Here is a 23,666-nt window from a genome sequence, read left to right on the forward strand (position 1 = left end):
GTCCGGATGCCTGTTCCGCCTGTTTAAATTTCAATAATAATACCCTCTCTATTAAACCAATTTTCTGCTATTAATCAATTCAATACGTGGTATGTTCCATAAAATTAAAAAAAAAGCTTGTATGACTTCTACACATTATATTTAAATCGTTGAAGTATAAAAATGCTCGGTTAAGTACTTGTTTAATCAATAAATAATACCAGAAAAGTAAATATTTTGCTTCCCATGAAGGCATACAAGCGATCTAATATCTTAAAGCAATAAAACCTGTAAGGCATCTCTATAAACGATTCAAATCTATCCGGGAACTACACCAAAGTATCTAAATCAAATTTATCGGGCACGTTTTAAAACAAAAGTGACCGCGGTCTCAGATCACCGGAAGACACAAAACACCAAAAAAACCAATACAGTACCTGTACTTATTTTACCGGATCACAGCTGATGAACCCACTATAATGTTAAACATTTATTAAAAATAAATACGATTACATATGATAAAAAAGGCTTCCCAGGGGAAAAAGCCCACAAAAAATCCTGACGGATAATCAGTAACTCATACTAAAATCTTATCATAAAACATACTACTTCCACAGTTCTTGTAATACATTCATTATTAAAAATTTCATCTAAACAAATTTTAAATGTTAAAATTTGTTTTTTTAGTATTTGACCCATACTCTCAAAACGCCTTTAAAAAAAGGCTTTTCGATATCATTCAGCCTGTTACGACATCATAAGCCTCCAAAAAACTTCTTTAGGGTATAAACTTTTTTTGAAGTTGAACCGTACTTATCAATAAGGCAATTTCGGGAGTGCTTTTCATCGGTGAAATTTAACATTTAATCGATTTCGAATTTAAATATTTATATATATTTGCGCTCTCAAAATTGACTGATATTCAATTTAATAAGTATATTTAATAACCCCAAATCGCGAGAATGCTATGGACAAAATTAATGCCCTAAGGAGTATGATGTTTATTTTTTTGTTTGTGACTCTACTTCAGTCATGTAATCATGACGAAATTCAGCTAAGTGCTGACAATGAAGAACAATTCCAAACGGCTACTATTTTTTATCAAAAAGGTAGAAACAGAAGTGCAATCATCTTTACCAGAGATGGAGAAAAAAAGATTTTCAGAAATGGAAAAAAATACCAAACAACACAAGAAGCCGCTCCTGATCCGATCGAAGAAGTAACCGACAATATTGATGCAGACAATATAGAGGTTATTCCTGATACTGAATGGACAGATGAGACAGCTATAGAAGAAACTACCCCCGATACCGGATCAGACCAGGATTCTACCGATACAGATCAGGACATGGGATCTTTAAAGGCTTTTCCGGGAGCAGAAGGTTATGGACGATTCGCCACAGGAGGAAGAGGTGGTAAAGTTGTAGAAGTAACTAATCTTAATGATAGCGGTTCCGGAAGTTTAAGGGATGCATTAAAAATGACCGGGGCAAGAACTATCGTCTTCAAAGTATCCGGTACTATCAATTGCAACAGCTACCTGTCAATTCCCTCCGGTTCAGGAGATGTTACCATAGCAGGACATACAGCACCCGGAGAAGGGATTACCGTAAAAGGAGCTGAAATGCGTATTCAAGATTCTAATGTTATCATTCGACATATGAGATTCAGACTTGGTGATAACGGTGGAAGTGACTCGAATCGCGATGGTATTAAAATTATTGCATGGGGTGGTCACACAGTCGAGAATATTATAATTGACCATTGTAGCATCTCATGGGCCAACGATGAGAATATCGATATTAGCGCGGCCGACAATGGTTATGTTAGAAACATTACAATCCAGAATAACATTATTTCCGAGAATATAGGAACACATTACGGTATGCTCTTATGGAAAGACACCAAGAACATTACCATCTATAAAAACCTATTTGCACACAATTCGGCAAGAAACATCAGGTCTTCAACATGTTTGTCTACTTTCGAAATGATTAACAATGTAGTATATGGCTTTAGTTCGGCTACAAGTCCTACATATGAAAACCAGTTTGACGTTATTGGAAATGTGTATAAATCAAATCCTAACCTGTCACTGAAATATCAGACTATCAGATTAGAGGCTTCTACCAATAACTGTCCGGATGGTCAGATTGGCCTTACAAAGGCATACATTGCTGATAACTCTTTAGATGGCGGTAAAATTTCTGTTTCATCAGATTTAAACTCATACACCGTTAATTCTCCTACTCTAAATTCGGGGATAGCTGCAATGTCCAGCAATGAAGTTGAATCTGAAGTTTTAAAAAGTGCCGGTGCATCATTATTCAGAGATGCAGTGGATAAGAGGATCATCAATGATGTTATTAACAGAACCGGAGGAATCAAAAGCAACTCCGGATCATACCCTGCATTGGCAACAGGAAGTGCCTACAAAGATTCTGACAAGGATGGTATGTCTGATGAATGGGAAACCAATAATGGACTTAACCCTAATGACGCTTCTGATGGAAGCAAAGACAGTAATGGGAACGGTTATACAAATCTTGAAGAGTTTTTATTCTCTTTAGAAAGTTAGGGTATACCCCACTCATTTATAGATACAAAATAAAGAGGCGGCCTTTTTGGGCCGCTTCTTTATTTTATAATGGTATAGTCCAGTTTAACATTCCTGTTCAGGTTATTATTATAGTTTATATAATGCTCATATTTTTTTATTTGATGGTTTTTGATGGTAAAATCGCCGTTTACATCTTTTAAGCTTTCTAGAGTCCCCAATCTGGATCCCCTTACCTTAATTACCGGAATATCCTTATCATATTCAAGATAGATTCCTTTAAACGTAAATCCGCCAAGAGAAGAATTGTTTTTATAGTCCGTTACTTCCAGCCCTACAGGAGGCATCGTTCCTCCCCTACAAATATTAACGGCTGCACAATTGTCGAAAACGACTTCAAATGCATCACTTCTTTTTCTGCTGTAGAGAAATCCATAATTACTGTCTTTAAAAAAGCAATCTTTAAAAATTACTTTCCCTGATACCGGATTGAGCTTATTTGCACTGATAATGATCTCACTTGCCAATCCGCTGTTATTAACATTATTCTCGAGTAAAACACAATTTCTAAAGGATATGCTTACCGGTTCTGAATAGGCTGTCAGGTTATGCAACGAGATGTTAACCCCTGCATTGTTATTATTTGAAAAGGTACACTGTTCAAAATCTATATTAACCAGTCTGTCGTATTCAGAATTTGGTTCAAGATCCAGGCCGCATTCCGGCAAGGTTCCTGAGGTAGCAGAAAATACAGCGTTTTTTACCATTAAATTTTCGGCACTTATCACACTAATCCCCTGTCTCTTATTATATTTTGAAAGTACGTTCTCTACGACAATGTCTTTACTAAAACTCCCCTTCTCTATTCCATTAATATAAATACCGTCGCCTCCGCTATTTAAAATCTGAAGGTTCTTAATTTTAATATTCCGGCATTTTAAGATACTTAACCCGTGTCGCCACTCACCATCGCTATACTCGTCTTTATTCATTCTTAAGATAGCCTCATTTCCTTCTATTTCCATGTCTGAACAGTTGATCAGCTTAATCAGACAATCCGATTTGTTAGAGAAACTCCCTTTTTTAGCCATTAATCGAACTCCCTTTTCCAGTATGATGACCTTATTTTTTAGATCCCTGACCACAAGAGGGCTTACAATCCAATCATTTTTTTGCTTGTCTATTATAATCGTATCATTCTCAGAATACAGTGCTTTTAATAAATACGGAGTAGCATCCAGCACATCATATCCATATTCAGAGGCTTTTACTGACTGGCTTTGAACTGTACAACATGAAAGGATTACAAATAATCCAAAAAAATTCTTATATTTTAAAAATTCATGCATGTATGAATGATAAAGAAATTTCTAATTCTGGAGTTCAACGGTTTTATTGCAACATTTATATAAGTTTTTTAAATATAAGAAAGTATTTAATAACTTTTGTTAGGACATAAAAGCAGAATCTGTATATAAGTTATTAATTTGCTGTAAATTATTTCCATCATCAAAATATAAAAATCATAAAATGAAAATACTAGTTACAGGAGCAGCAGGGTTTATTGGGTTTCATGTATCTCGCTCTCTTTTAGAAAAGGGACATGAAGTTATCGGTTTGGATTCCATTAATGATTATTATGATATTAATTTAAAGTTTAACCGATTGCGTGAACTGGGCATCATTAGGGACGAAGCTGAAATCTATAATAAACTGATTGTAAGTTCAAAGTACCAGGACTCATTTAAGTTCATCAGGTTAAAACTGGAAGACAGGGAGCATCTGCCGGAACTATTCGAAAACGAAAAGTTTGATGTCGTTTGCAATCTTGCAGCACAGGCAGGTGTAAGATATAGCCTGGAAAACCCGGAAACATATATAGATAGCAATATTGTTGGTTTTCTGAACATCCTTGAATGTTGCAGGCATAACCATATAGAGCATCTGGTTTACGCGAGCAGCTCCAGCGTATATGGTCTGAACGAAAAAATCCCGTTTTCGACTACAGACAATGTAGACAGACCCATAAGTCTGTATGCCGCAAGTAAAAAAAGTAATGAGCTGATGGCCCATACATACAGCCATTTGTTCGATATGGCAACAACCGGACTGCGTTTCTTTACGGTATATGGTCCCTGGGGACGCCCGGACATGGCACTCTTTTTATTTACAGAAGCCATTTCCCAGAATAAACCTATAAAAGTTTTTAATTATGGGGAAATGGAACGCGATTTTACTTATATCAATGATATCGTAGAAGGTGTGGTCAGAATCTGTACCACGCCTGTTCAAAAAAGAAAATCAAAGGACCAATTATATAAGGTCTATAATATTGGTAATAATGATTCTGTAAAATTAATGGACTTCATTAAAGAGATTGAAGACAATCTCGGAAAGAAGGCAGAAATGGATCTTATGCCGATCCAACCGGGAGATGTTGCCAAAACCTGGGCTAATGTAGATGCTTTAATTGAGGACTATGATTACTCTCCGAATACCCCGGTTAAAGATGGAATAAAATCTTTTATAGACTGGTATACAGAATATTATAACATAAAAGTTTCCTGAGGATCATATGAAAACCGGAAAAACAAAAATAGGAATCGTAGGGCTCGGTTACGTCGGGCTTCCATTAGCCCGATTATTTGCCACAGCATATGATGTGGTAGGGTTTGATATTAACACCAACCGGGTGAAAGAGCTTAATGAGGGAACTGATGTTACAAAAGAGATCGAAAAACAAGATCTGTTAGGGGTATTAAAACAAAATGAAAGTCAGGATAAAGGACTACTTTGTACGTCTGATCCCGAAAATATGTCTTCCTGTAACATATTTATAATAACTGTACCCACGCCTGTAGACAAAAACCACAGACCGGATTTAACCCCTTTGTATAAAGCAAGTGAATCTGTTGGCAAGGTGTTAAAAAAAGGAGATGTCGTTATTTACGAATCAACGGTATATCCGGGAGTGACGGAAGATGAATGTGTTCCCATACTAGAACATGTCAGCGGTCTCGAATTTAATAAGGATTTCTTTGCAGGGTATTCGCCTGAAAGAATTAATCCGGGAGATAAAAAACATACCGTCGATAAAATCCTTAAAGTAACTTCCGGTTCAACACCGGAAATAGCTTTGTTGATTGATAACCTATACAAATCTGTTATAACTGCGGGTACACATTCTGCACCGTCGATTAAAGTTGCTGAAGCTGCCAAAGTGATCGAAAACTCGCAAAGAGATATCAATATTGCGTTTGTAAACGAATTGGCTAAAATTTTTAATCTCCTCGATATCGATACGCAGTCGGTATTAAAGGCAGCAGGAACCAAATGGAATTTCTTACCATTTAAACCGGGCCTTGTCGGAGGGCATTGTATCGGAGTCGACCCATATTACCTGGCTCAAAAAGCACAGGAAGTCGGTTATCATCCCGAGATCATCCTGGCCGGAAGACGTATTAATGACAGTATGGGACAATACGTAGCTAGCCAGCTTATTAAGTTAATGATCAAAAAAGATATTAAAATCAAGGAAAGTAAAATTCTTGTTTTGGGTATCACCTTTAAAGAAAACTGTCCGGATGTAAGAAATACCAGAGTTGTAGATGTTATCAGGGAATTGTTAAGTTACAATACAGCTGTTACCGTATACGATCCGATAGCTGACGCAGAAGCCGTTAAACACGAATACGGCCTGACAATCACGAACAGCCTCCCTCCGGGTACATACGACGGAATCTTACTGGCAGTATCACATCAGGAGTTTAACGACCTCGATGTAGAAGAGCTGATCAAAGAAAATGGGGTTGTTTATGATGTAAAGGGTTCTTTAAAAATAAGATCAAAGTCCGTTTTATAAAATGTCAGATACAAGCAACATAAAGCGTAAAATGGCATTTGTAATCCCTTCTTTAGGGTCCGGAGGCGCCGAAAGGGTTGTTTCAACTTTGGCAAATGAGCTTTCTGCCTTTTACGATGTTACCATTATCTGTTTTACGAAAACCGATCCTTTTTACAAATTGGGAACAAATGTAAAGCTCCTTTATTGTGTAGATCATATCGCGCCAAGCACCAATATGATTCAAGCCATAAAAAGCAACTACATGCTCTTAAAGAAACTTACAAAACATCTTAAAAAAGAAAAGGCTGATGTTTGTATTGGCTTTCTGACCAGTGCAAACGTTTTGTCCGCCCTTGCAAGCAAATGGGTTAAAATTCCCTGTATTATAAGTGAGCGGATAGACCCTAAAAATTCGAAAGTAAATAAGTTCTGGGATTCCCTGAGGAGATATTGCTATAAAAAAGCGACGTATCTTGTTGTTCAGACGGAGGAAATAAAAGCGTATTTTGCTAATTATTTTCCCGGTGATCACATTTATATTTTACAGAATCCAATCAACAGGGAGCTAACGGAGAAAAGAAACGGTCATCAATATCCCAAAGAAAATTTTATTTTAAATGTTGGCAGATTAAACGATCAGAAGGGACAGGACACTTTAATAGAAGCCTTTTCGGAGATGAAAAATCAGGAATGGAAACTTTTAATTGTCGGAGAAGGTAAAAACCGTAAACCGTATGAAGCCCTGATCAGCAAACTACAGCTCCATGAAAAGGTTGAATTGATCGGATCTACCAAGGATATAAGCAGCTATTACAATAAGGCCGGTATTTTTGCCTTCACATCAAGGTTCGAAGGCTTTCCGAATGCACTTATTGAAGCTATGCATTTTGGGGTTCCCAGCATTTCTACCAATTGCCCTACCGGGCCCTCTGAAATCATAAAACATGGAGAAAACGGATTTTTAATCCCCGTTGATGATAAAGAAGAACTTAAAGCCGGTCTTAATGAATTAATAACCAATCCCGAGAAAAGAAACAAGTTTAGTATCGAAGGGATGAAATCTGTTGAGAAGTTTAAATCGGATAACGTTATAAAACAATGGGATGAACTCATAAAAAGATGTTTAAGTTCGAGAACATAGCAAACCTAAAAAAAGAAATGTCCTATTCCAGGTGGGCCTCGTTATTTAAAAAACCTGTAATAAGGAATATTTTCTTGGTCATGTTCATTACTCTTTTTGTTAAAGTAATAGGCTTTTTAAAAGAGAGTATTGTAGCAAGCAGCTTTGGTTTATCCGAACTGCTGGATACCTTTTACATAGCTATGCTTATTCCCGGCTTTATCAGCAATGTATTTCTAAATTCGTTCAGTACCGTATTTATTCCCAACTATATAGCAGAATCTAAAGCTACAAACAATGTCAAGTCATTTCAGGCAACAGCTTTTTTGATGGTTCTGGGTATTTCATTGGTCTTTATCGTTATAGCATATCTTTTTACCGACGTATATATAAGCTTAATTTTTCCGGGACACACTCCCGCTTACTATGCACTTATAAAGCTACAGTTCTATTTTCTGATACCATGTATCATTTTTTGGGGGATATCGTCCCTGATCAGCGGGTTATTGAAGATCCATGATGAATTTAAATACTCTTCCTTGAATACCGTATTTCTGCCTATCTCCATTATTCTCTGTGTTCTTTTTTATCGCGATACCCTTGGCAACAGCGTATTGGCATTGGGAACCTTAATAGGTAGCTTTGCCAATCTCGCTTTTCTGACTTTCATCGCCATTAAAAGAAAAGTACTTCGGTTTCAAAAACCCGATTTTAAAAATAATAATGCAATCCAGATGCTCAGGCAACTTCCGGCGAAGGCTTCATCAGGTTTTTTTACGGGACTGATTGGAGTTACTGATCAGTTTTTTGCTGCTCAACTGGTTGTCGGTTCTATAGCTGCATTAAACTACGGAAATAAAATTCCTGCCTTTATTACCGGTTTAATAGTATTAACATTAAACAGCGTTTTGCTTCCTTATTTTTCTAAAAAAGTAATTGATGACAGGCAAAAAGCCTATTCCAATTTATATAAATTACTCAAAAGGCTCTTCATTGCGGCGGGCATTATAACCATCATTGCCATTCTATCATCGGATTGGGTGGTAAAATTACTTTTTGAAAGACAAGAGTTTACTTCCGAGGATACCTATAAAGTTTCCTTACTTCAAAAAATAACGCTCATTTACGCCCCGTTTACGGTTTGCGGGATGGTTCTGGTAAATTTTCTTACCAGTATTAACAAAAACAAGTTTATGGCCTATGTTTCTCTGGGGAGTATGATTGCCAATCTTATTTTAGATTATTTTTTGATGAAAATTTATGGTGTTTATGGCATTGCACTGTGTACTACCGTAATAGGCATCATAAGAAGTTTGGTTTTATTAAGATTTACAATAAATCAGGGGAAACTCACCATTAAAAATAGTATTTGATGAATATATTAAGGCATATCATATTGGTTTTAATTTTATGGACGTTTCCAAGTTTTGCACTTGCCTACATCAGTCCCGGGTTTGGTAGTGCCTTAAGTTATTTCACCTTTCTTTTACTAATGGGGTATTATGTATTAGAACCTGATAAAAGCAGGCCTTTCATGATATTTATAGTCCTGGGGCTGGCTTATTTTTTAATTGGCGGATTGCAATATGATAAAATAAATGACAAGGACTTTTTTATAAGCATGATTAAGTATATGGTTATTATAGTATCCGGAGGGCAATTAATTAAAAAAACATCCCTTAAAAGCATCTATATCATACTGTTACTGGGGGCTCTGTGTGTTTCTGTACATGCCATCTTCTTCCCTATGTATAATGCTAATTTTTCGCCTTCATATGGAAGATATAGCGGTTTTTACCTGAACCCTAATTATGCAGGCGCCATATGCCTGGTCTGTTTTGCCATGAGTTTCGGGATCAACAATAAAATCCTTAGGCTTACAGGACAAATAATTGCTACCTTCGGTGGTATCTTTACCTTTTCCAGATATTTTATTGTTATTTGGGTGTTACTAAATATCATTTCCGTTTTTATAAACAGAAAGAATATTATAGCCCCGGTAATAGGTGCCTTAGCCCTTTTTCTTATCATTGCTTTTTCCAGTATGCTTCAGTTAAATTCGACCCGGTTTGATGCGTTAATGAGCATTTTGGACGATCGCCCGATAAAAACGGAAGTAATCGGTGACGATTCCAGAACACATACATGGCTTACATATAAAGACATCATTCTCGACAAACCCTTGACAGGCAACGGGTTTAAGACACTGTACGGAAATAATTTCGGTTTATCTGCCGGGGTTCATAACACATATCTATTGGTTATCGGAGAAGCTGGAATTATACCATTTATTATTTTAATTTATCTGTATTTATGGCTTTTAATCCGAAGTTTTAAACATTTTAAATCCCATCCTCATAACTTTATGTTAGGTATAGTTCTATTAACTGCACTTATGGTTACCCATAATTATTTTGATAAGTTTTCTATACTACTCATAAGTATCTATTTGTATAACGAACTTACAAAAATTGAAGAGGAACAAAATGAAAACTATTATTAAACAATTGTATCAAAACACTTTAGTAGGCAAATATGTGATACAAAAAGGTATCGACATCAATACTTATTACTGGAGGTACCTATGTTCTGATAAAAAGGTTATTGAACACAGGTTCAAAAAAAGTTTTGGATACCCTATAGATCTTGAGAACCCGCAGACCCTAAATGAGAAAATCAACTGGTTAAAGTTAAATAACAGAAGTCAACTGCATACACAATGTGCTGATAAATATGAGGTCAGGGATTTTGTTTCAGAAAAGATAGGCGATAAATATCTTGTTCCCCTTATATCAGTAACCACAAATCCGGATGACATACACCCCGAAAAGTTACCTGCTCCTCCTTTTGTCATAAAAACCAATCACGATAGCGGCGGGGTCGTTATTGTGAAAGACAAGAATAAAATAGACTGGACTGCGCTTCGCGCTGATCTGAAAAAAAGGCTTGGCATCAATTATTACAGAAAAAGTAAAGAGTGGCAATACAAAAATATTGTTCCGCGTATTATTGTTGAAAAATTCATTACTGATGAAAGCGGCTCTACTCCGTTCGATTATAAAGTACATTGTTTTAACGGGACAGTTAAAATGATTCAGGTTGATATGGGCAGAGGTACGGAATCACATTATAGAAACTGGTATGATCCTGAATGGAACAGGGAACCATACCGATGGTCTTCAAAAAAAGGAATTGATACATTTACACATCCCTCCAGTACTGATGTTGAGAAACCTGCCAATCTGGGAGAGATGATCTCTTTATCTGAAATTATTTCCAAAAGTTTTATTTATTCGAGAATCGATTGGTACAACATCAATGGTAAAATCTACTTCGGAGAAATAACTTTCCATCACGATAGTGGTTTAAGGCCAATTGAACCCGAGGAATGGGATTTAAGGCTGGGAAAACAATTAAAATTACCTGCCAAATAATACTACAACAGGTTCTGATTTCTTTTTGAGTTTATCGAATAATTGAACCCGACATCTATTTATCGCTCTTTTAGGTTCTATACATGCTATCTTTAGTTATTGTAATGCAACAACTTACAACTTATAAATTCATACTTAACAACTTTTGAAATGTGTGGTATATACGGTTCTACTATTTATTACAACAACACTGAAATTGAACATAAACTGGAGCGTACCAGATTCCGTGGTCCTGACCGGTCGAGATACGATCGAATATGCAGCAACGGAACGGAAGTGATCTTAGGCCATAACAGGCTTTCCATTATTGATCTTTGTGAGCGATCTGACCAGCCCCTGGCATATATGGGCAAAATTCATATTGTCTTTAACGGTGAGATTTATAATTTTCAGGAACTTAAGGAGTCCTTATCAAAAAAAGGATATTCATTTAATACCACCAGTGATACGGAAGTTATTTGTGCTGCTTATCTCGAATATGGAACCGATTGTACCGGTTATCTGAACGGTATGTTCTCTTTTGTAATCCTTGATATAGAAAATAACAGGCTGTTTGGAAGCAGGGACCGTTTAGGTAAAAAGCCCTTTTACTATTTCTATGATGGTGAAGATTTTGAGTTCTCAAGCCAGATCTCATCGATACAATTGCATCATAAAAAGATGTCTGTTTCCGAAGCGTCGATCTCATATTATCTGGCATGGGGAGCCGTACCCGACCCACACTCTATCTATAATGAGGTAAAGAAGCTGCCTGCGGGTCATTCTTTTACTTTTCAGCTAGACACAAGAGAGTTTTCTTCTTTTTGCTATTGGGACATTGATTATTTGGGAAATAACATATACAAAGGCACATATTCCGATGCTAAAGAAGAATTGGAAGAAATATTAAAAGATTCGGTAAAAATACGCTTGTTTGCCGATGTGCCCGTGGGAGTGTTTTTGTCCGGAGGAATAGATTCTTCTATCGTTGCTGCCATGGCAACCAAAGTAACAACCTCCGCTATAAAAACATTTTCTGTAAAGTTCGATCATCATAAATATGATGAAAGCCACCATGCCGCTCTAGTGGCAAAACACTTAGGCACCGAACACCATACCATTGCATGCGATTATAATGAAGGGCTGAATCTGATACAGAACTATTCACATTACTACGATGAACCTTTTGCCGATTCTTCGGCTATTCCATCAATGCTGCTTTCCAAATACACCAGGCAACATGTTACCGTGGCCCTGTCTGGCGATGGTGGTGATGAAAGCTTTTTAGGGTACCTGAGGTATAATGTTGTTAAAAAAAGATCCTTTTTTAACATCCCCTATCCATTGAGAAAAATATTATCCGGTTTATTGAGCATCCCCAATTCCTATAAGTTAAATGTAATGTCTAAAGGCGCTTTAATCCGGGATCTGGACGAGTATTACCTGAGAACCATGGTGAATGTAGACGACTCATGGCTAGATAACAAATATAATTATTACGATCTGGAAGACAGAAAATATCTGGAACATAAACATAAGGGGTATTTAGAACGAATCTCTGATTTTGATATAAAAACCTACCTGATAAATGATATCAACACTAAAGTAGACCGGGCTTCCATGGCATTCTCATTAGAGGCAAGGGCTCCGTTACTGGATTATAGAGTTGTTGAGTTTGCCAGGTCGATACCTACGGATTTTAAGTTTCTTCCCGGGAATCAAAAACGGATTCTTAAAGATGTTTTATATCAGCATGTTCCAAAGGATATTATGGAAAGGCCCAAAAAAGGATTTGGTGTTCCCCTTGCCGAATGGTTCAGGAATGAACTAAAAGAATATGTTTACGACACGCTGAACGAAGCTGCTTTAAAGGAGATTCCCGGTATCGTACCCGAAAAAATCAGTTTTATGATACAGCAACATATGAATAACCAGTGGAACAGAGCGCCAATAATCTGGAAGCTTCTGGTTTTGAAACAATGGTTAAACAGTAACGCAAAAGGTTTAAGTATTGATTAACATGATGAAAAAGAAAAAGATCAAAACAAGAATAGAAGTTGCCTTTATAATTCCCTCCTTAAGATCGGGCGGGGCTGAAAGAGTATTGTCTTTTGTGGCATCTCATCTTGACAGAAAGAGGTTTAATACGACACTTGTTGTCATAGGGTCTGAAAAAGACAGGGCATATGACACCACGAATGAGCTCAAGGTCATTTTTCTAAATAAAGAAAAGGTCAGGTATGCCTTTTACGATATTTTTGAATACCTGTATACCCGCAAACCCGATGTGGTCATGAGTGCCATTGCACACCTGAACAGCATGATGGCAATCATAGCTCCGTTTTTTCCAAAAACAAAATTTATTGGCCGGGAAACCATTGTCCAGGGAAGCAGTGTTTCAGGAAAAAAGCGATTTATTAATTTTTTCCGCCTTCAAAAATATACGTTGGCCAAAATAGTATGTCAATCGGATGACATGTATGAAGACCTTAAAAACAACTATGGTTTTCCGCCGTCAAAGCTCGTTAAAATCAACAATCCGATAACCCAGCAGTTTGTTCCGAAGAAGCATTCCCTGCAAGGAAATGCTCTTAAATTAATTACCGTAGGAAGGTTATCCAAATCTAAAGGACATGACAGGATTTTGAGGTGTCTTTCCAAATTAGACATCCCTTTTACATATACCATTATAGGGAAAGGCCCTTTGGAGAGCCGTATTTTCAGCGATATTAAAAAGTATGGTCTTGAAACTAAAGTAAATCATATCTCTTTTACCAAAGAAGTGAAAAAGTATCTCGAAGAAAGTGATATCTTTTTACTTGGTTCTTATGTAGAAGGACTTCCAAATGCCATTATTGAAAGTTGCGCCGTTGGAACCCCTGTCTCGGCTTTTGACGCGCCCGGGGGAATTAACGAAATTATAGAAACGGATGTTAACGGATATATTGCGAAATCAGAAGATGAATATATCGGTAACATAAAAAAAATAGCCTCCAGAACCTGGGACCCGATGGCTATCAATAATTCCGTAACAAAAAAATTTGCTCCGGAGATCATCTTACAGAAATATGAAGAACTATTTTCCGGATTGGTTGAGGAACAAAAGTTAAATCTGATCAATGGGAACTAAAAAAAAATATTTAGACTGGTTATTTATACTTCCGACCGATAGCCTGGGTGGCGGTGCGGAACAACTTCAATTTAACCTGGTTCAGCACTTAATCAGCACCAGGAAAACCTGCCATGTCATAATTATTACACAAAAGAAAAGACACACCTGGGCAAAATTAGAATCGGATTTTTTAAATATCACGTACATTCCTGTAAAAAACTGGTATTTAGGCTATTTACTTTTACCCTGCTACATCCTTAAATTAAAATTCCGGTACCGTATTAAAAAGATTTTTACTTCTCAGACCTTAATTAACGGTTTGGTCGGCTTTCTGAAAAAAATAAGGTTTATCGAACGTAATACTACAATTATAACAAGAGAATCAAATACCATATACAAACTAATAAGTGGTAAAAAACTCAAACTATACGATCTGGCATACAAACTTGGGTATCCTCATGTCAATCTTATAATCTGTCAAACGGATTATATGAAGAAAGAATTGATCAAATCCATATCCAAAGTCCTGGAGCATAAAAATGTCATCACGATACCTAATCCCATAAACATTGAAGAAAACAACCAGCGGTCTGAGGAATTCAAACCTGAAACGGATAAATATATTATAGCTGCCGGAAGATTGGTACATGTAAAAGGCTTTGACGTTCTTATCGATGCATTTAAAATGATCGAACAAGAAATCCCGGATCACAAACTAATCATTTTAGGAGAAGGATATCTGAGAAATGATCTCCAGGAACAAATAAACAATTACAACCTGCAAGATAGAATAATCCTGCACGGTTTTGTAAATAATGTATACCCGTACTTCAAAAATGCTTCATTATGTGTGCTTTCTTCGAGAATAGAAGGTTTTCCGAATGTACTCTTGCAAATGATGAGCCAGAATGAAAGAATTGTCAGTACCCTTAGTGCCGGAGACATTAAAGATATTGAGGGTATTTATACTTGTGAAACAGAAAGCAAAGACCTATTGGCTCATAATATATTGAATTGTTTAAAGGATGGCTCTGACCATAAAAGAACCTTATTTGATACTTATTTATCAAAAAGAACTGTAGATAGCTTTATAGCGGAAGTAGAATCACAAATTTCTAAACCATTAAGACAATGAGGGCAATACTAAAAAAATGGAGTGCTGAAAACAGTATACTTAATTATCTCATAAAACAATCCTTGCTTATAAGAAATTCGATAACCCCTTTAAAATGGCGGTTAAAAACAAGGTTTGTCCGAAAGCTGGGATATCGACCGAACTTTGACAACCCCCATACATTTAATGAAAAAATTCAATGGTTAAAATTAAATGACCGTTCTACACTACATACCCTATGTGCAGACAAGTATAGGGTCAGGGCCTATGTAGAAAAAAAAATAGGGGATGAATTTCTGGTGCCTCTACTCCTCCAAACAAACGATATCAGTGATCTGAAACCTGAAAATATGCCCGACTTTCCTGTTATAATTAAAACAAATCACGACAGCTCGGGAGGAGCATTTATTTGGAATAAGAATGATATTGATTGGCCGGAATTAAGAAAAAAATTCAAGAAGCGGTTATCTTACAACTACGATTACGGCAAGGGAGAATGGCAGTATAAAAATATAGAACCCTGCATTATTGTCGAAAAATTATTAATCGATGAAAACGGAAATATCCCGTTCGATTATAAGTTACATTGTTTTAACGGCAAAGTAGCTTTTATTCAGGTTGATATCGACCGGGCTACCAACCACAAACGAAATCTTTACGATTCGGATTGGAACTTTATAGATTGTAAATGGGTCTATGATAATGGCCGTGAGGTTCCGGAACCCGCGATGTTCGAAAAAATGAAGGAACTGGCTGAAGAATTTGCCAAAGACTTTCTTTATGTACGGGTAGACCAATATGTTATCGGTGATAAAATTTTCTTTGGAGAATTAACCTTCCATTCCGAATCAGGCAATGGCAAATTTTATCCTCCAGAATGGGATTCTAAAATAGGAGAATGGCTAGAACTCCCTCTGAAATAAATCAAACAATCAGAAATCAAACACTTTATCGATAAAAGTTCTTTATAAATCTATTCTAATAGAATACCTGAGTTTAAATAAATAACTTCAACATTAACAATTACTTAACAGAGTTAGATGAATTCAAATTCAGTTAAAAATAAACTCGTAAGGATTACTACAGTCCCGGGCTCTCTTTCAGGGCTATTATCCGGACAATTGAAATTTATGAATCAGTATTATGATGTCATAGGGATTTCCAGTGAAGGGGATGCATTAAACCTGGTCGAGCAGCGTGAAGGCGTAAGAACGATAAAGGTAAACATGACCCGAAAACTTACTCCGGGAAAAGACCTGATAGCGCTTTGGCGGCTCGTAAAGGTTCTGAAGCATGAAAACCCGCAGATTGTACATACACATACTCCAAAAGCCGGGATTATAGGTATGTTGGCTTCAAAAATAACCGGAGTACCACACAGGCTGCATACGGTTGCCGGCTTACCGCTGGTAGAAGCCAACGGGATAAAAAGAATAATCCTCAACCAGGTGGAAAAGATTACATATGCATGTGCAACAAAAGTGTATCCGAATTCGTATGGCCTGGAATCGATAATCCTGGAACATAAGTTTACCGATAAAAAGAAACTCAAGGTAATCGGCAATGGCAGTTCGAACGGAATTAACACAAATCTTTTTAATCCTGAAGCGATAGACGACGGTCAGATACATCAGGTCCGAACCGAACATGGACTAAAAACCTCTGATTTCATTTTTATTTATGTAGGACGTATCGTAAAAGACAAAGGAATAAATGAGCTGGTTAGTGCATTCAATAAACTAAACCAAAAATATAAACACATAAGGCTGCTGCTTGTAGGGCCTAAAGAATCCCACCTGGACCCTGTGTCGCCCGAAACTGAATCCGTTATTGAAAATAACCCTGCGGTAATTTCCACAGGTTGGCAGAATGATGTCAGGCCCTATTTTAAAGCATCGGATGCCTTGGTTTTTCCGAGTTATAGAGAAGGGTTCCCTAACGTAGTGATGCAGGCTGCTGCAATGGGGTTGCCCAGCATCGTAAGTGATATTAATGGTTGTAATGAGATTATTGAGACAGGAATCAACGGGGTTATTGTCCCTCCAAAGAATGACAAAAAACTATATGAAGCCATGGAAGGTTTTATTACCGAACCGTCCAAAACAAAAGAAATGGCTCAAAACGCCAGAAAGAGTATCCTTGAAAAATATGATCAGAATTACGTCTGGAATACAATATTGAAGGAATATAAACAACTAAACAATGAAACTGTTTGAAACCATAAGGTATATTTCATTTTGGATAAAGGACTATTTAGCCGGTGCACCGGTTTATAATAACCTGAGAGAAATCAGATCCGGCATGGGGTTGTCTGAATCAGATAAAGTTTCTGCCCCGCTGGAAGTAAAAGTCCGGAACCTCATCAATCATGCAACGGGTACCGTTCCATATTATTCGAATATAAAAGCCTCCTCTTCTCTCTCCGATTTTCCGGTTACAAATAAAAACATGATAAATGCTCAAAGAGCTTCTTTTCTATCGCAACTCTTTGTAAAAGAAAAGAAAATAAAAGTTACCACCAGCGGTTCTACGGGAACACCGTTTACTGTTTATCAGGATTTACATAAAAAATACAGAAACACCGCCGATATGTTGTTTTTTTCAGAAAAGGCCGGGTTCAGACTTGGAAGCAAGCTTTACTACGTAAGACTCTGGACCTCATACTATAGAAAAAACCGCTTCACCAAATGGTATCAAAATATCGAGGAGGTAAATATCCTGGATGTATCTGAAGAAGAAAAAATCCCCCAAATAATAGAAGACATAAAAAAACGGAAATCACATGCCTGGCTGGGATATGCCTCCGGCTTCGATGCCATTTGTAATTATCTGGAAAAACATCAATTCGAGGCCCCGATACCGAATAGAATAACTTCGGCAATTGCCATGTCTGAAGCCCTAAAGCCGGAAACGAAAAAGATGTTTAAAAAATACTTCCATACAGAACTCCTATCCAGGTACTCCAATATGGAGAATGGCATTATTGCACAGCAAACAAAAGAAGTTCCTGATAAGTTTGTTTTAAATACGGCCAGTTACGTAATTGAGATTTTAAAGCTTGACGATGACAAACCGGTTAATAACGGAGAGCCCGGAAGAATTGTCATTACGGACCTTTTTAATTATGCCATGCCTTTAATTCGCTATGATACCGGAGATATTGGAGTTATGGAAACGCATGAATGCAGCGGGAGATCATATAAAGTCCTTAGTAAAATATATGGCAGAAAATTAGATATAATCCATGACACCAACGGGAAGCCGGTATCTCCGTTTGTATCATTCAACATAACCCATTTTAAAAAAATCAAGCAGATACAACTAATACAGGAAGATCGCAAAAGATATCTTATAAAGCTTAACATTGAAAATGGATTCAGGCAACACAAAGAAATCATCAATCAATTTAAGTCGGTTTTAGGACCGGAATCAATCATAGAATTAGATTTCGTCGATGAAATACCACTACTTGCATCAGGGAAACGAAAGGCGACGGTTAATAATTATATTAAGGAAGAAGAAAATACCGAACAATTGGTTAAAACACTTTAAAAGTTTTTTTAATTCGTCTGTCGATAATATTTAGAACCTGCCCTTATATGTTGTAATATAGATATCAATCTAATGAAGTATGTGTCATGTATGCCAATTATCTAAAAAGAACCATCGATTTTATTTTATCTTGTATAGCCCTTGTTTTGCTGTGCCCTCTTTTTTTGATCTTATATGTGCTTTTATATTTTTCAAATAACGGAAAGCCTTTTTTTTACCAAAAGCGACCGGGTAAACATGAAAAAATATTCAGTATCATCAAGTTCAAATCAATGACAGATGCCGTGGATGAAAAGGGAAAACTACTCCCCAACGACTTAAGAATCACAAAGCTTGGAGCGTTTATTAGAAAAACATCCCTGGATGAGATCCCACAATTAATAAATGTTATTAAGGGAGACATGAGCCTGGTGGGGCCGAGACCCCTGAGAACGCACTACCTTCCTTACTATACTACGGAAGAAGGTCTAAGACATAGTGTCCGGCCGGGGATTACCGGATTAGCACAAGTTTCAGGAAGAAATTTACTGACCTGGGACGACCGTTTAAAAAAAGATGTTGAGTATGTAAAAAATATTTCATTTATACTCGACTTGAAGATCATGGTAAAAACGATAACGAAAGTATTTTCGTCAGGTGATGTGGACTTCGTTGAAAATATGCCGGATCTTGATGAACTGAGAAAACAACAAAAAACAACAATTCTTACATAAGCAACCTATGAACCATCATCCTATAAATATCTTATTTACCTGTGCCGGAAGAAGAAACTACCTTGTTAACTACTTTAAAGAGGCGCTAAACGGAAACGGACAGGTTTTGGCGGCCGATCAACAGCTAAATGCACCTGCACTGGTTGATGCCGACATTGCTATAAAATTACCCAACATATACAATCCTGACTATATCGGAACCCTTATTGATGAATGTAAAAAAAATAAGGTCGACGCGATTGTTTCCTTAAATGACCTGGAACTGCCCATTCTTGCAAAACATGCCGGGGCAATCCAAAAATCAGGCATCAGAGCTCTTATTTCTGATCCGGAAGTTATCGACATAGCATTCGACAAATGGAAAACATACGAATACATCCTTTCCCTGGGACTAAAAGCACCTAAGACATTTAAAAGCCCGGAAGCAGCAATTGAAGCGATCAGCAATAAGGAAATTTCATTCCCGCTGGTTTTAAAACCCAGGTGGGGAAGTGCCTCGATCGGCATCGAGTTTCCGGAAAATGAAGAAGAACTCAGACTGGCTTACGATCTCCAGAGAATACGTATAAGCAGATCGATTTTAAACAATGCCAGTTCGCAAGACATAAACAGTGCCATCCTCATTCAGGAAAAAATTTCCGGAAAAGAATTTGGAATGGATGTCTTAAACGATTTTGATGGTAACTACGTAGGTACTTTTGCCAGAGAAAAGTTAACCATGAGGTCGGGGGAAACGGATAAAGCTGTATCCGTAATAGATCAGAACCTTGAGCATATCGGTAGTTTGCTGGGCGGGAAACTGAAACATATCGGTAATATGGATTGCGACGTTCTGTATAACGGAAGTGATTATTATGTTTTAGAATTAAATCCGCGCTTTGGAGGGGGATATCCATTTTCACATGAAGCTGGCATTAACACAGCTGCTATTTATATTGAATGGTTACGAAAATCAAACGCAACAGACCAATTCATCAATTATAAAGAAGGTTTGTGCTTTTCAAAATATGACAGACTAATGCCTATACGTACCCAGACCGTTTCTATGGAAAGTATTTTATAAGATCGATACCAGATTTCTGCAATAACGATAGCCTGGTAATCGGGAAATATAGCCGACAGGCGGTTCAGAATGGCTCCGTTCCTAAAAGACTCCTTAAGTCTTGTTCTTTTCTGTCATGCCTTTTCTTGCATGTTTATGGTAATTATTTACAACAAACTTCCTCTTGCCTGAAGATAGCAACGGTATCTCATTAACGTATTCAAAACTGATTTTAGAGTCTTCTCCCAGGTAATCCTTAAATTCCCGCTTGATCTCTTTTTCACTGGAAAACTCCGGGGTAACTTTTAGTTTGAAAATATACTCTTTTGTATTTGCCTGAATAAATTGATATTGTTCTATATGCGAATATTTCAACAAATGATAAACAGTATATGACGAAATGTGTTTCCCGCGTGTATCATAAATCATGTCAGATTTTCTTCCCTCTATTTTCTTGAGAACCAACTTTTTATTATTCAGATCCGCTACACATTCTAATTGCCCTATATCACCGGTATCGTACCTGATCATGGGCATTGCATAGTTATACAGGTCTGTTATCACTATCCTGCCCATACTTCCCAACGGAAGTACCTTGTCTTCATTCATATCCAATATTTCAACATAATAACTGGCTGTATTGATGTAATAACCATCCTCCTTGTTAACTATTTGTTGCGATAAAATACCATTCTCCACATTAGAATACCGACATATTACGGGGGTATTAAAATAATCGGATAATATGCTCTTTGACGTTTCGCTGATAGCTTCTGCTATAGACAATATGGATTTTATATTATGAAAAGGCGCTTTCTGAGGAGATGTTTTTTTAATGAACTGGGCTATTTTTTCTAACCCGGAGGCGTAGCTGATTATGTTTACATTCTTCTTGTCCTTTCTGATCTTATCAAGCAACTTTTCTATATCATCGTCAGCCATAGATGAAATAGGGTGCATTACCATATTCTTTAACCAAAATTCTAAAAGTCCTTTCTTATTATACTGATCCCAATGCCGGATATAATAAAGTTTTTCTCCGATTTTATATCCGGACTTTTCTGCAAAAAACAAATTGTCCGCAGCATTACGTCTCCGCTTATTTTTATCTTGATATACTTTAAAAGGAGTTCCCGTAGAACCGCTCGTATATACTTGTTTCAGCGATTTCATATGGTACTTGTCCGAAAGAAAATCATTATACGAGTCGCGTATAATATTTTTATCTATGACTTTAAAATCTGTTATGGACTTTACTTTTTCATACTGCTTGTAATACGCTACAGTATCTTTGGCATGGTTTATTAAATTTTGAATACTTTGCTGCTGCATTTGACGTCTTTGAAGATCGTCATCCCTTCCTTCAAATAAATATTTTATCTGATTGTAATGGCTTCTGATATTTCCTCCCTGCAATAGGTCACAAAACCAAAAGAAGTTTCCCCTAAGCTTTTCAAACATGTCTGTATTTTTTAGGTTTATTTGATTGAATCCTGTTTTATAATTTGTTTAAATTCAATTAATCGTTTATTTATTTTCACCTCATTAATCAAAAAATAAACTGTGTCCATATGCTTTGGCAAAGAAACATAACTTCCCATATTAATGTTTCTGCACGTTAAGTAAAGCATGGGGTTTTTAGCTTCACTGTCTTTATTTATCACCGTTACGTAGGCAGTACTGTCATTAGGTTTTATTTGTCCGAAAGGGGTAGCATAAATCATAACATTATTTAATTCCTCATTCGTATTATTAATGACCCGAACAACCGATCTTTGCTGCATAAAACATAGTTCCTGGCAAAAAAACAGGAGCCCTGTAACGATCACAAACCGAAGCCCTATTATAATCATGATTTGATTAATTGAACCTTATGTAAAATCATCCCTGATTCATTCACCACATTTAAAATATAAGAGCCGGTTGCCAGGTTACCCAACCCCCGAATATGTAGCGATTTCGTATTTTTAAATTCTTTTGATCTAACCATTTGTCCAGCCAGATTAAACATCATAATAGTCCCGGAAGAAACAGATTCAAGATTTATATTTAAAGATTCTTTGAAAGGAACCGGAAAAACTTCAATACCTGAATTAGATTTAGGTTCATTTTTCAGGATGTCACTTACCAATCTTAATGAAGGTAAATCTCCAAACTTTTTAGTATTTCTAACGATAGGATTATTTAAAGATCTAGATTGGGTATTATCAATCCGGATTTGTAATTCTGAACCAGATTCGGCAACAAATCCCGGTAATAATGCCACTTCATTTACAGAAGTTATCTGGCAATTCGTATTTGAAGGAACAACAAAATTATCTCTAACTTCTATTAAAAACTGATAGTAAAAATTTTCTATATCATTGTAGGTATTAGAAACCGTATAATTATCCAATACGGCCAGTCCATCTTCCGCATAAAATACTCCGAAAGCTCTGGGATCTGTAATATCATTAGGGTTTACAAGAGGTAGCGCTTCTCCATCAAAAACATAAGTACCATCATATCTGAGCATTGAAGTTAAAATAAAGGATGAGTTTTGATGAATTTCTTCCCAATCGGCCCAAACTTTATCAATAAAGGTATGGTGAAGATAGAATATAGGGTCTCTCGGAGAAGCTGTGGTAGGCATAAAACCACCGGTCCATCTATGAGGTCCTGCATGAATATTACCACGTTCCGCATCATTTGAGAAGATTAGGTAATCACTTGTTCCCATGAGGGTATTGTATTCTGTAACAGTTCCAAGTTGTCCGTTTGCTCCCAGGTTTCTATTGAGGCTCCAGTCATCATCAAACTGTCCCATAAAATTTTCATCCCATAAAGGTGAGTTGACTGACTGATCAACTATCGAATTCCAATAAGGAATAGAAATATTAGGGTCTATATCCTGCATCGCCTGCTCCACTTCGAACATTTGCGCCCGGTGCCAGGCAAAGAAAATATCTCTTTCTGCTTCGTCGGGTAAATTAAAATGAATATCAAGACGTGTAGGGTCTGAGGTATTGTCAAAACTAAAAAAGTCACTATGAAAGGTTGCCAGATCATCAATCAAATCAGGTCCGTTTCTAAGTTGGTAAAAAGCATTTACCAAAGCATCCCGCTCAGCCTGAGTCATTTCTGTATAATTCTTCCTTATACTCTGGCTAAAAATGAATTGTGTAAAGAACAACAGTTGTAATGCTAATATTTTACAGAACAGTTTCATAAATTCCCGCTG

Annotated in this window: 19 protein-coding genes; 15 read left to right on the forward strand and 4 right to left on the reverse strand. The window is 36.8% G+C overall.

The annotated features are described in order from the left end of the window. Positions 1-946 precede the first annotated feature (946 nt). The gene (locus MQE36_RS15030) at positions 947-2,557 is read left to right on the forward strand and encodes a hypothetical protein (RefSeq protein WP_242936793.1); all 1,611 of its coding nucleotides are present in this window, start codon (positions 947-949) and stop codon (positions 2,555-2,557) included. A 59-nt stretch (positions 2,558-2,616) separates the two neighbouring features. Here MQE36_RS15030 and MQE36_RS15035 read toward each other — a convergent pair whose 3' ends face one another. Then, positions 2,617-3,885, reverse strand: a complete 1,269-nt coding sequence (locus tag MQE36_RS15035) for a right-handed parallel beta-helix repeat-containing protein (protein ID WP_242936794.1) — start codon at positions 3,883-3,885, stop codon at positions 2,617-2,619. Between the two features lie 181 nt (positions 3,886-4,066). Here MQE36_RS15035 and MQE36_RS15040 point away from each other — a divergent pair, with 181 nt between their 5' ends. The 14 genes from MQE36_RS15040 to MQE36_RS15105 all read left to right on the forward strand — a co-directional run bounded on the left by MQE36_RS15040 (position 4,067) and on the right by MQE36_RS15105 (position 20,467). Beyond that, positions 4,067-5,104 carry an NAD-dependent epimerase gene (locus tag MQE36_RS15040; RefSeq protein ID WP_242936795.1) on the forward strand — a complete coding sequence of 346 codons (1,038 nt, stop codon included), beginning with the start codon at positions 4,067-4,069 and terminating at the stop codon, positions 5,102-5,104. Between the two features lie 7 nt (positions 5,105-5,111). Further along, on the forward strand, positions 5,112-6,398 hold the full coding sequence (locus tag MQE36_RS15045) for a nucleotide sugar dehydrogenase (RefSeq protein WP_242936796.1): 1,287 nt from the start codon (positions 5,112-5,114) through the stop codon (positions 6,396-6,398). 1 nt (position 6,399) lies between these two features. Continuing rightward, positions 6,400-7,521 carry a glycosyltransferase family 4 protein gene (locus MQE36_RS15050; RefSeq protein WP_242936797.1) on the forward strand — a complete coding sequence of 374 codons (1,122 nt, stop codon included), beginning with the start codon at positions 6,400-6,402 and terminating at the stop codon, positions 7,519-7,521. Further along, positions 7,500-8,873, forward strand: a complete 1,374-nt coding sequence (murJ, locus tag MQE36_RS15055) for a murein biosynthesis integral membrane protein MurJ (RefSeq protein WP_242936798.1) — start codon at positions 7,500-7,502, stop codon at positions 8,871-8,873. Before MQE36_RS15050 ends, murJ begins: the two co-directional genes overlap by 22 nt. Continuing rightward, positions 8,873-10,003, forward strand: coding sequence for an O-antigen ligase family protein (locus MQE36_RS15060; RefSeq protein ID WP_242936799.1), 1,131 nt, complete (start codon positions 8,873-8,875; stop codon positions 10,001-10,003). Before murJ ends, MQE36_RS15060 begins: the two co-directional genes overlap by 1 nt. Beyond that, positions 9,987-10,934 (forward strand): ATP-grasp fold amidoligase family protein, encoded by a 948-nt coding sequence (locus MQE36_RS15065; protein ID WP_242936800.1) that lies wholly within the window; start codon positions 9,987-9,989, stop codon positions 10,932-10,934. Before MQE36_RS15060 ends, MQE36_RS15065 begins: the two co-directional genes overlap by 17 nt. Positions 10,935-11,084: 150 nt before the next feature. Beyond that, a complete protein-coding gene (asnB, locus tag MQE36_RS15070; RefSeq protein WP_242936801.1) occupies positions 11,085-12,932 on the forward strand; it encodes an asparagine synthase (glutamine-hydrolyzing) in 1,848 nt (615 codons plus the stop codon). A gap of 1 nt (position 12,933) precedes the next feature. Continuing rightward, on the forward strand, positions 12,934-14,043 hold the full coding sequence (locus MQE36_RS15075; protein ID WP_242936802.1) for a glycosyltransferase: 1,110 nt from the start codon (positions 12,934-12,936) through the stop codon (positions 14,041-14,043). Beyond that, positions 14,033-15,160 (forward strand): glycosyltransferase, encoded by a 1,128-nt coding sequence (locus MQE36_RS15080; protein ID WP_242936803.1) that lies wholly within the window; start codon positions 14,033-14,035, stop codon positions 15,158-15,160. The genes MQE36_RS15075 and MQE36_RS15080 overlap by 11 nt, the downstream gene beginning before the upstream one ends. After that, the gene (locus MQE36_RS15085; RefSeq protein WP_242936804.1) at positions 15,157-16,062 is read left to right on the forward strand and encodes an ATP-grasp fold amidoligase family protein; all 906 of its coding nucleotides are present in this window, start codon (positions 15,157-15,159) and stop codon (positions 16,060-16,062) included. The genes MQE36_RS15080 and MQE36_RS15085 overlap by 4 nt, the downstream gene beginning before the upstream one ends. 117 nt (positions 16,063-16,179) lie before the next feature. Next, positions 16,180-17,355, forward strand: coding sequence for a glycosyltransferase family 4 protein (locus tag MQE36_RS15090; RefSeq protein WP_242936805.1), 1,176 nt, complete (start codon positions 16,180-16,182; stop codon positions 17,353-17,355). Next, positions 17,342-18,691 carry a phenylacetate--CoA ligase family protein gene (locus MQE36_RS15095; protein WP_242936806.1) on the forward strand — a complete coding sequence of 450 codons (1,350 nt, stop codon included), beginning with the start codon at positions 17,342-17,344 and terminating at the stop codon, positions 18,689-18,691. The genes MQE36_RS15090 and MQE36_RS15095 overlap by 14 nt, the downstream gene beginning before the upstream one ends. 86 nt (positions 18,692-18,777) lie before the next feature. Then, the gene (locus MQE36_RS15100) at positions 18,778-19,404 is read left to right on the forward strand and encodes a sugar transferase (protein WP_242936807.1); all 627 of its coding nucleotides are present in this window, start codon (positions 18,778-18,780) and stop codon (positions 19,402-19,404) included. A 7-nt stretch (positions 19,405-19,411) separates the two neighbouring features. Beyond that, complete coding sequence (locus MQE36_RS15105; protein WP_242936808.1) at positions 19,412-20,467, forward strand: ATP-grasp domain-containing protein; 1,056 nt, start codon at positions 19,412-19,414, stop codon at positions 20,465-20,467. Positions 20,468-20,560: 93 nt separating this feature from the next. Here MQE36_RS15105 and MQE36_RS15110 read toward each other — a convergent pair whose 3' ends face one another. From MQE36_RS15110 to MQE36_RS15120, 3 genes are read right to left on the reverse strand one after another with little or no spacing between them, the layout of a single operon-like run. Then, complete coding sequence (locus MQE36_RS15110) at positions 20,561-21,907, reverse strand: phenylacetate--CoA ligase family protein (protein WP_242936809.1); 1,347 nt, start codon at positions 21,905-21,907, stop codon at positions 20,561-20,563. Positions 21,908-21,924: 17 nt separating this feature from the next. Further along, a complete protein-coding gene (locus MQE36_RS15115; protein WP_242936810.1) occupies positions 21,925-22,299 on the reverse strand; it encodes a hypothetical protein in 375 nt (124 codons plus the stop codon). Further along, positions 22,296-23,654 carry a tyrosinase family protein gene (locus MQE36_RS15120; RefSeq protein ID WP_242936811.1) on the reverse strand — a complete coding sequence of 453 codons (1,359 nt, stop codon included), beginning with the start codon at positions 23,652-23,654 and terminating at the stop codon, positions 22,296-22,298. The genes MQE36_RS15115 and MQE36_RS15120 overlap by 4 nt, the downstream gene beginning before the upstream one ends. Positions 23,655-23,666 lie beyond the last annotated feature (12 nt).

Source organism: Zhouia spongiae (assembly GCF_022760175.1).
In the GTDB taxonomy this organism is placed as follows: Bacteria; Bacteroidota; Bacteroidia; order Flavobacteriales; family Flavobacteriaceae; genus Zhouia; species Zhouia spongiae.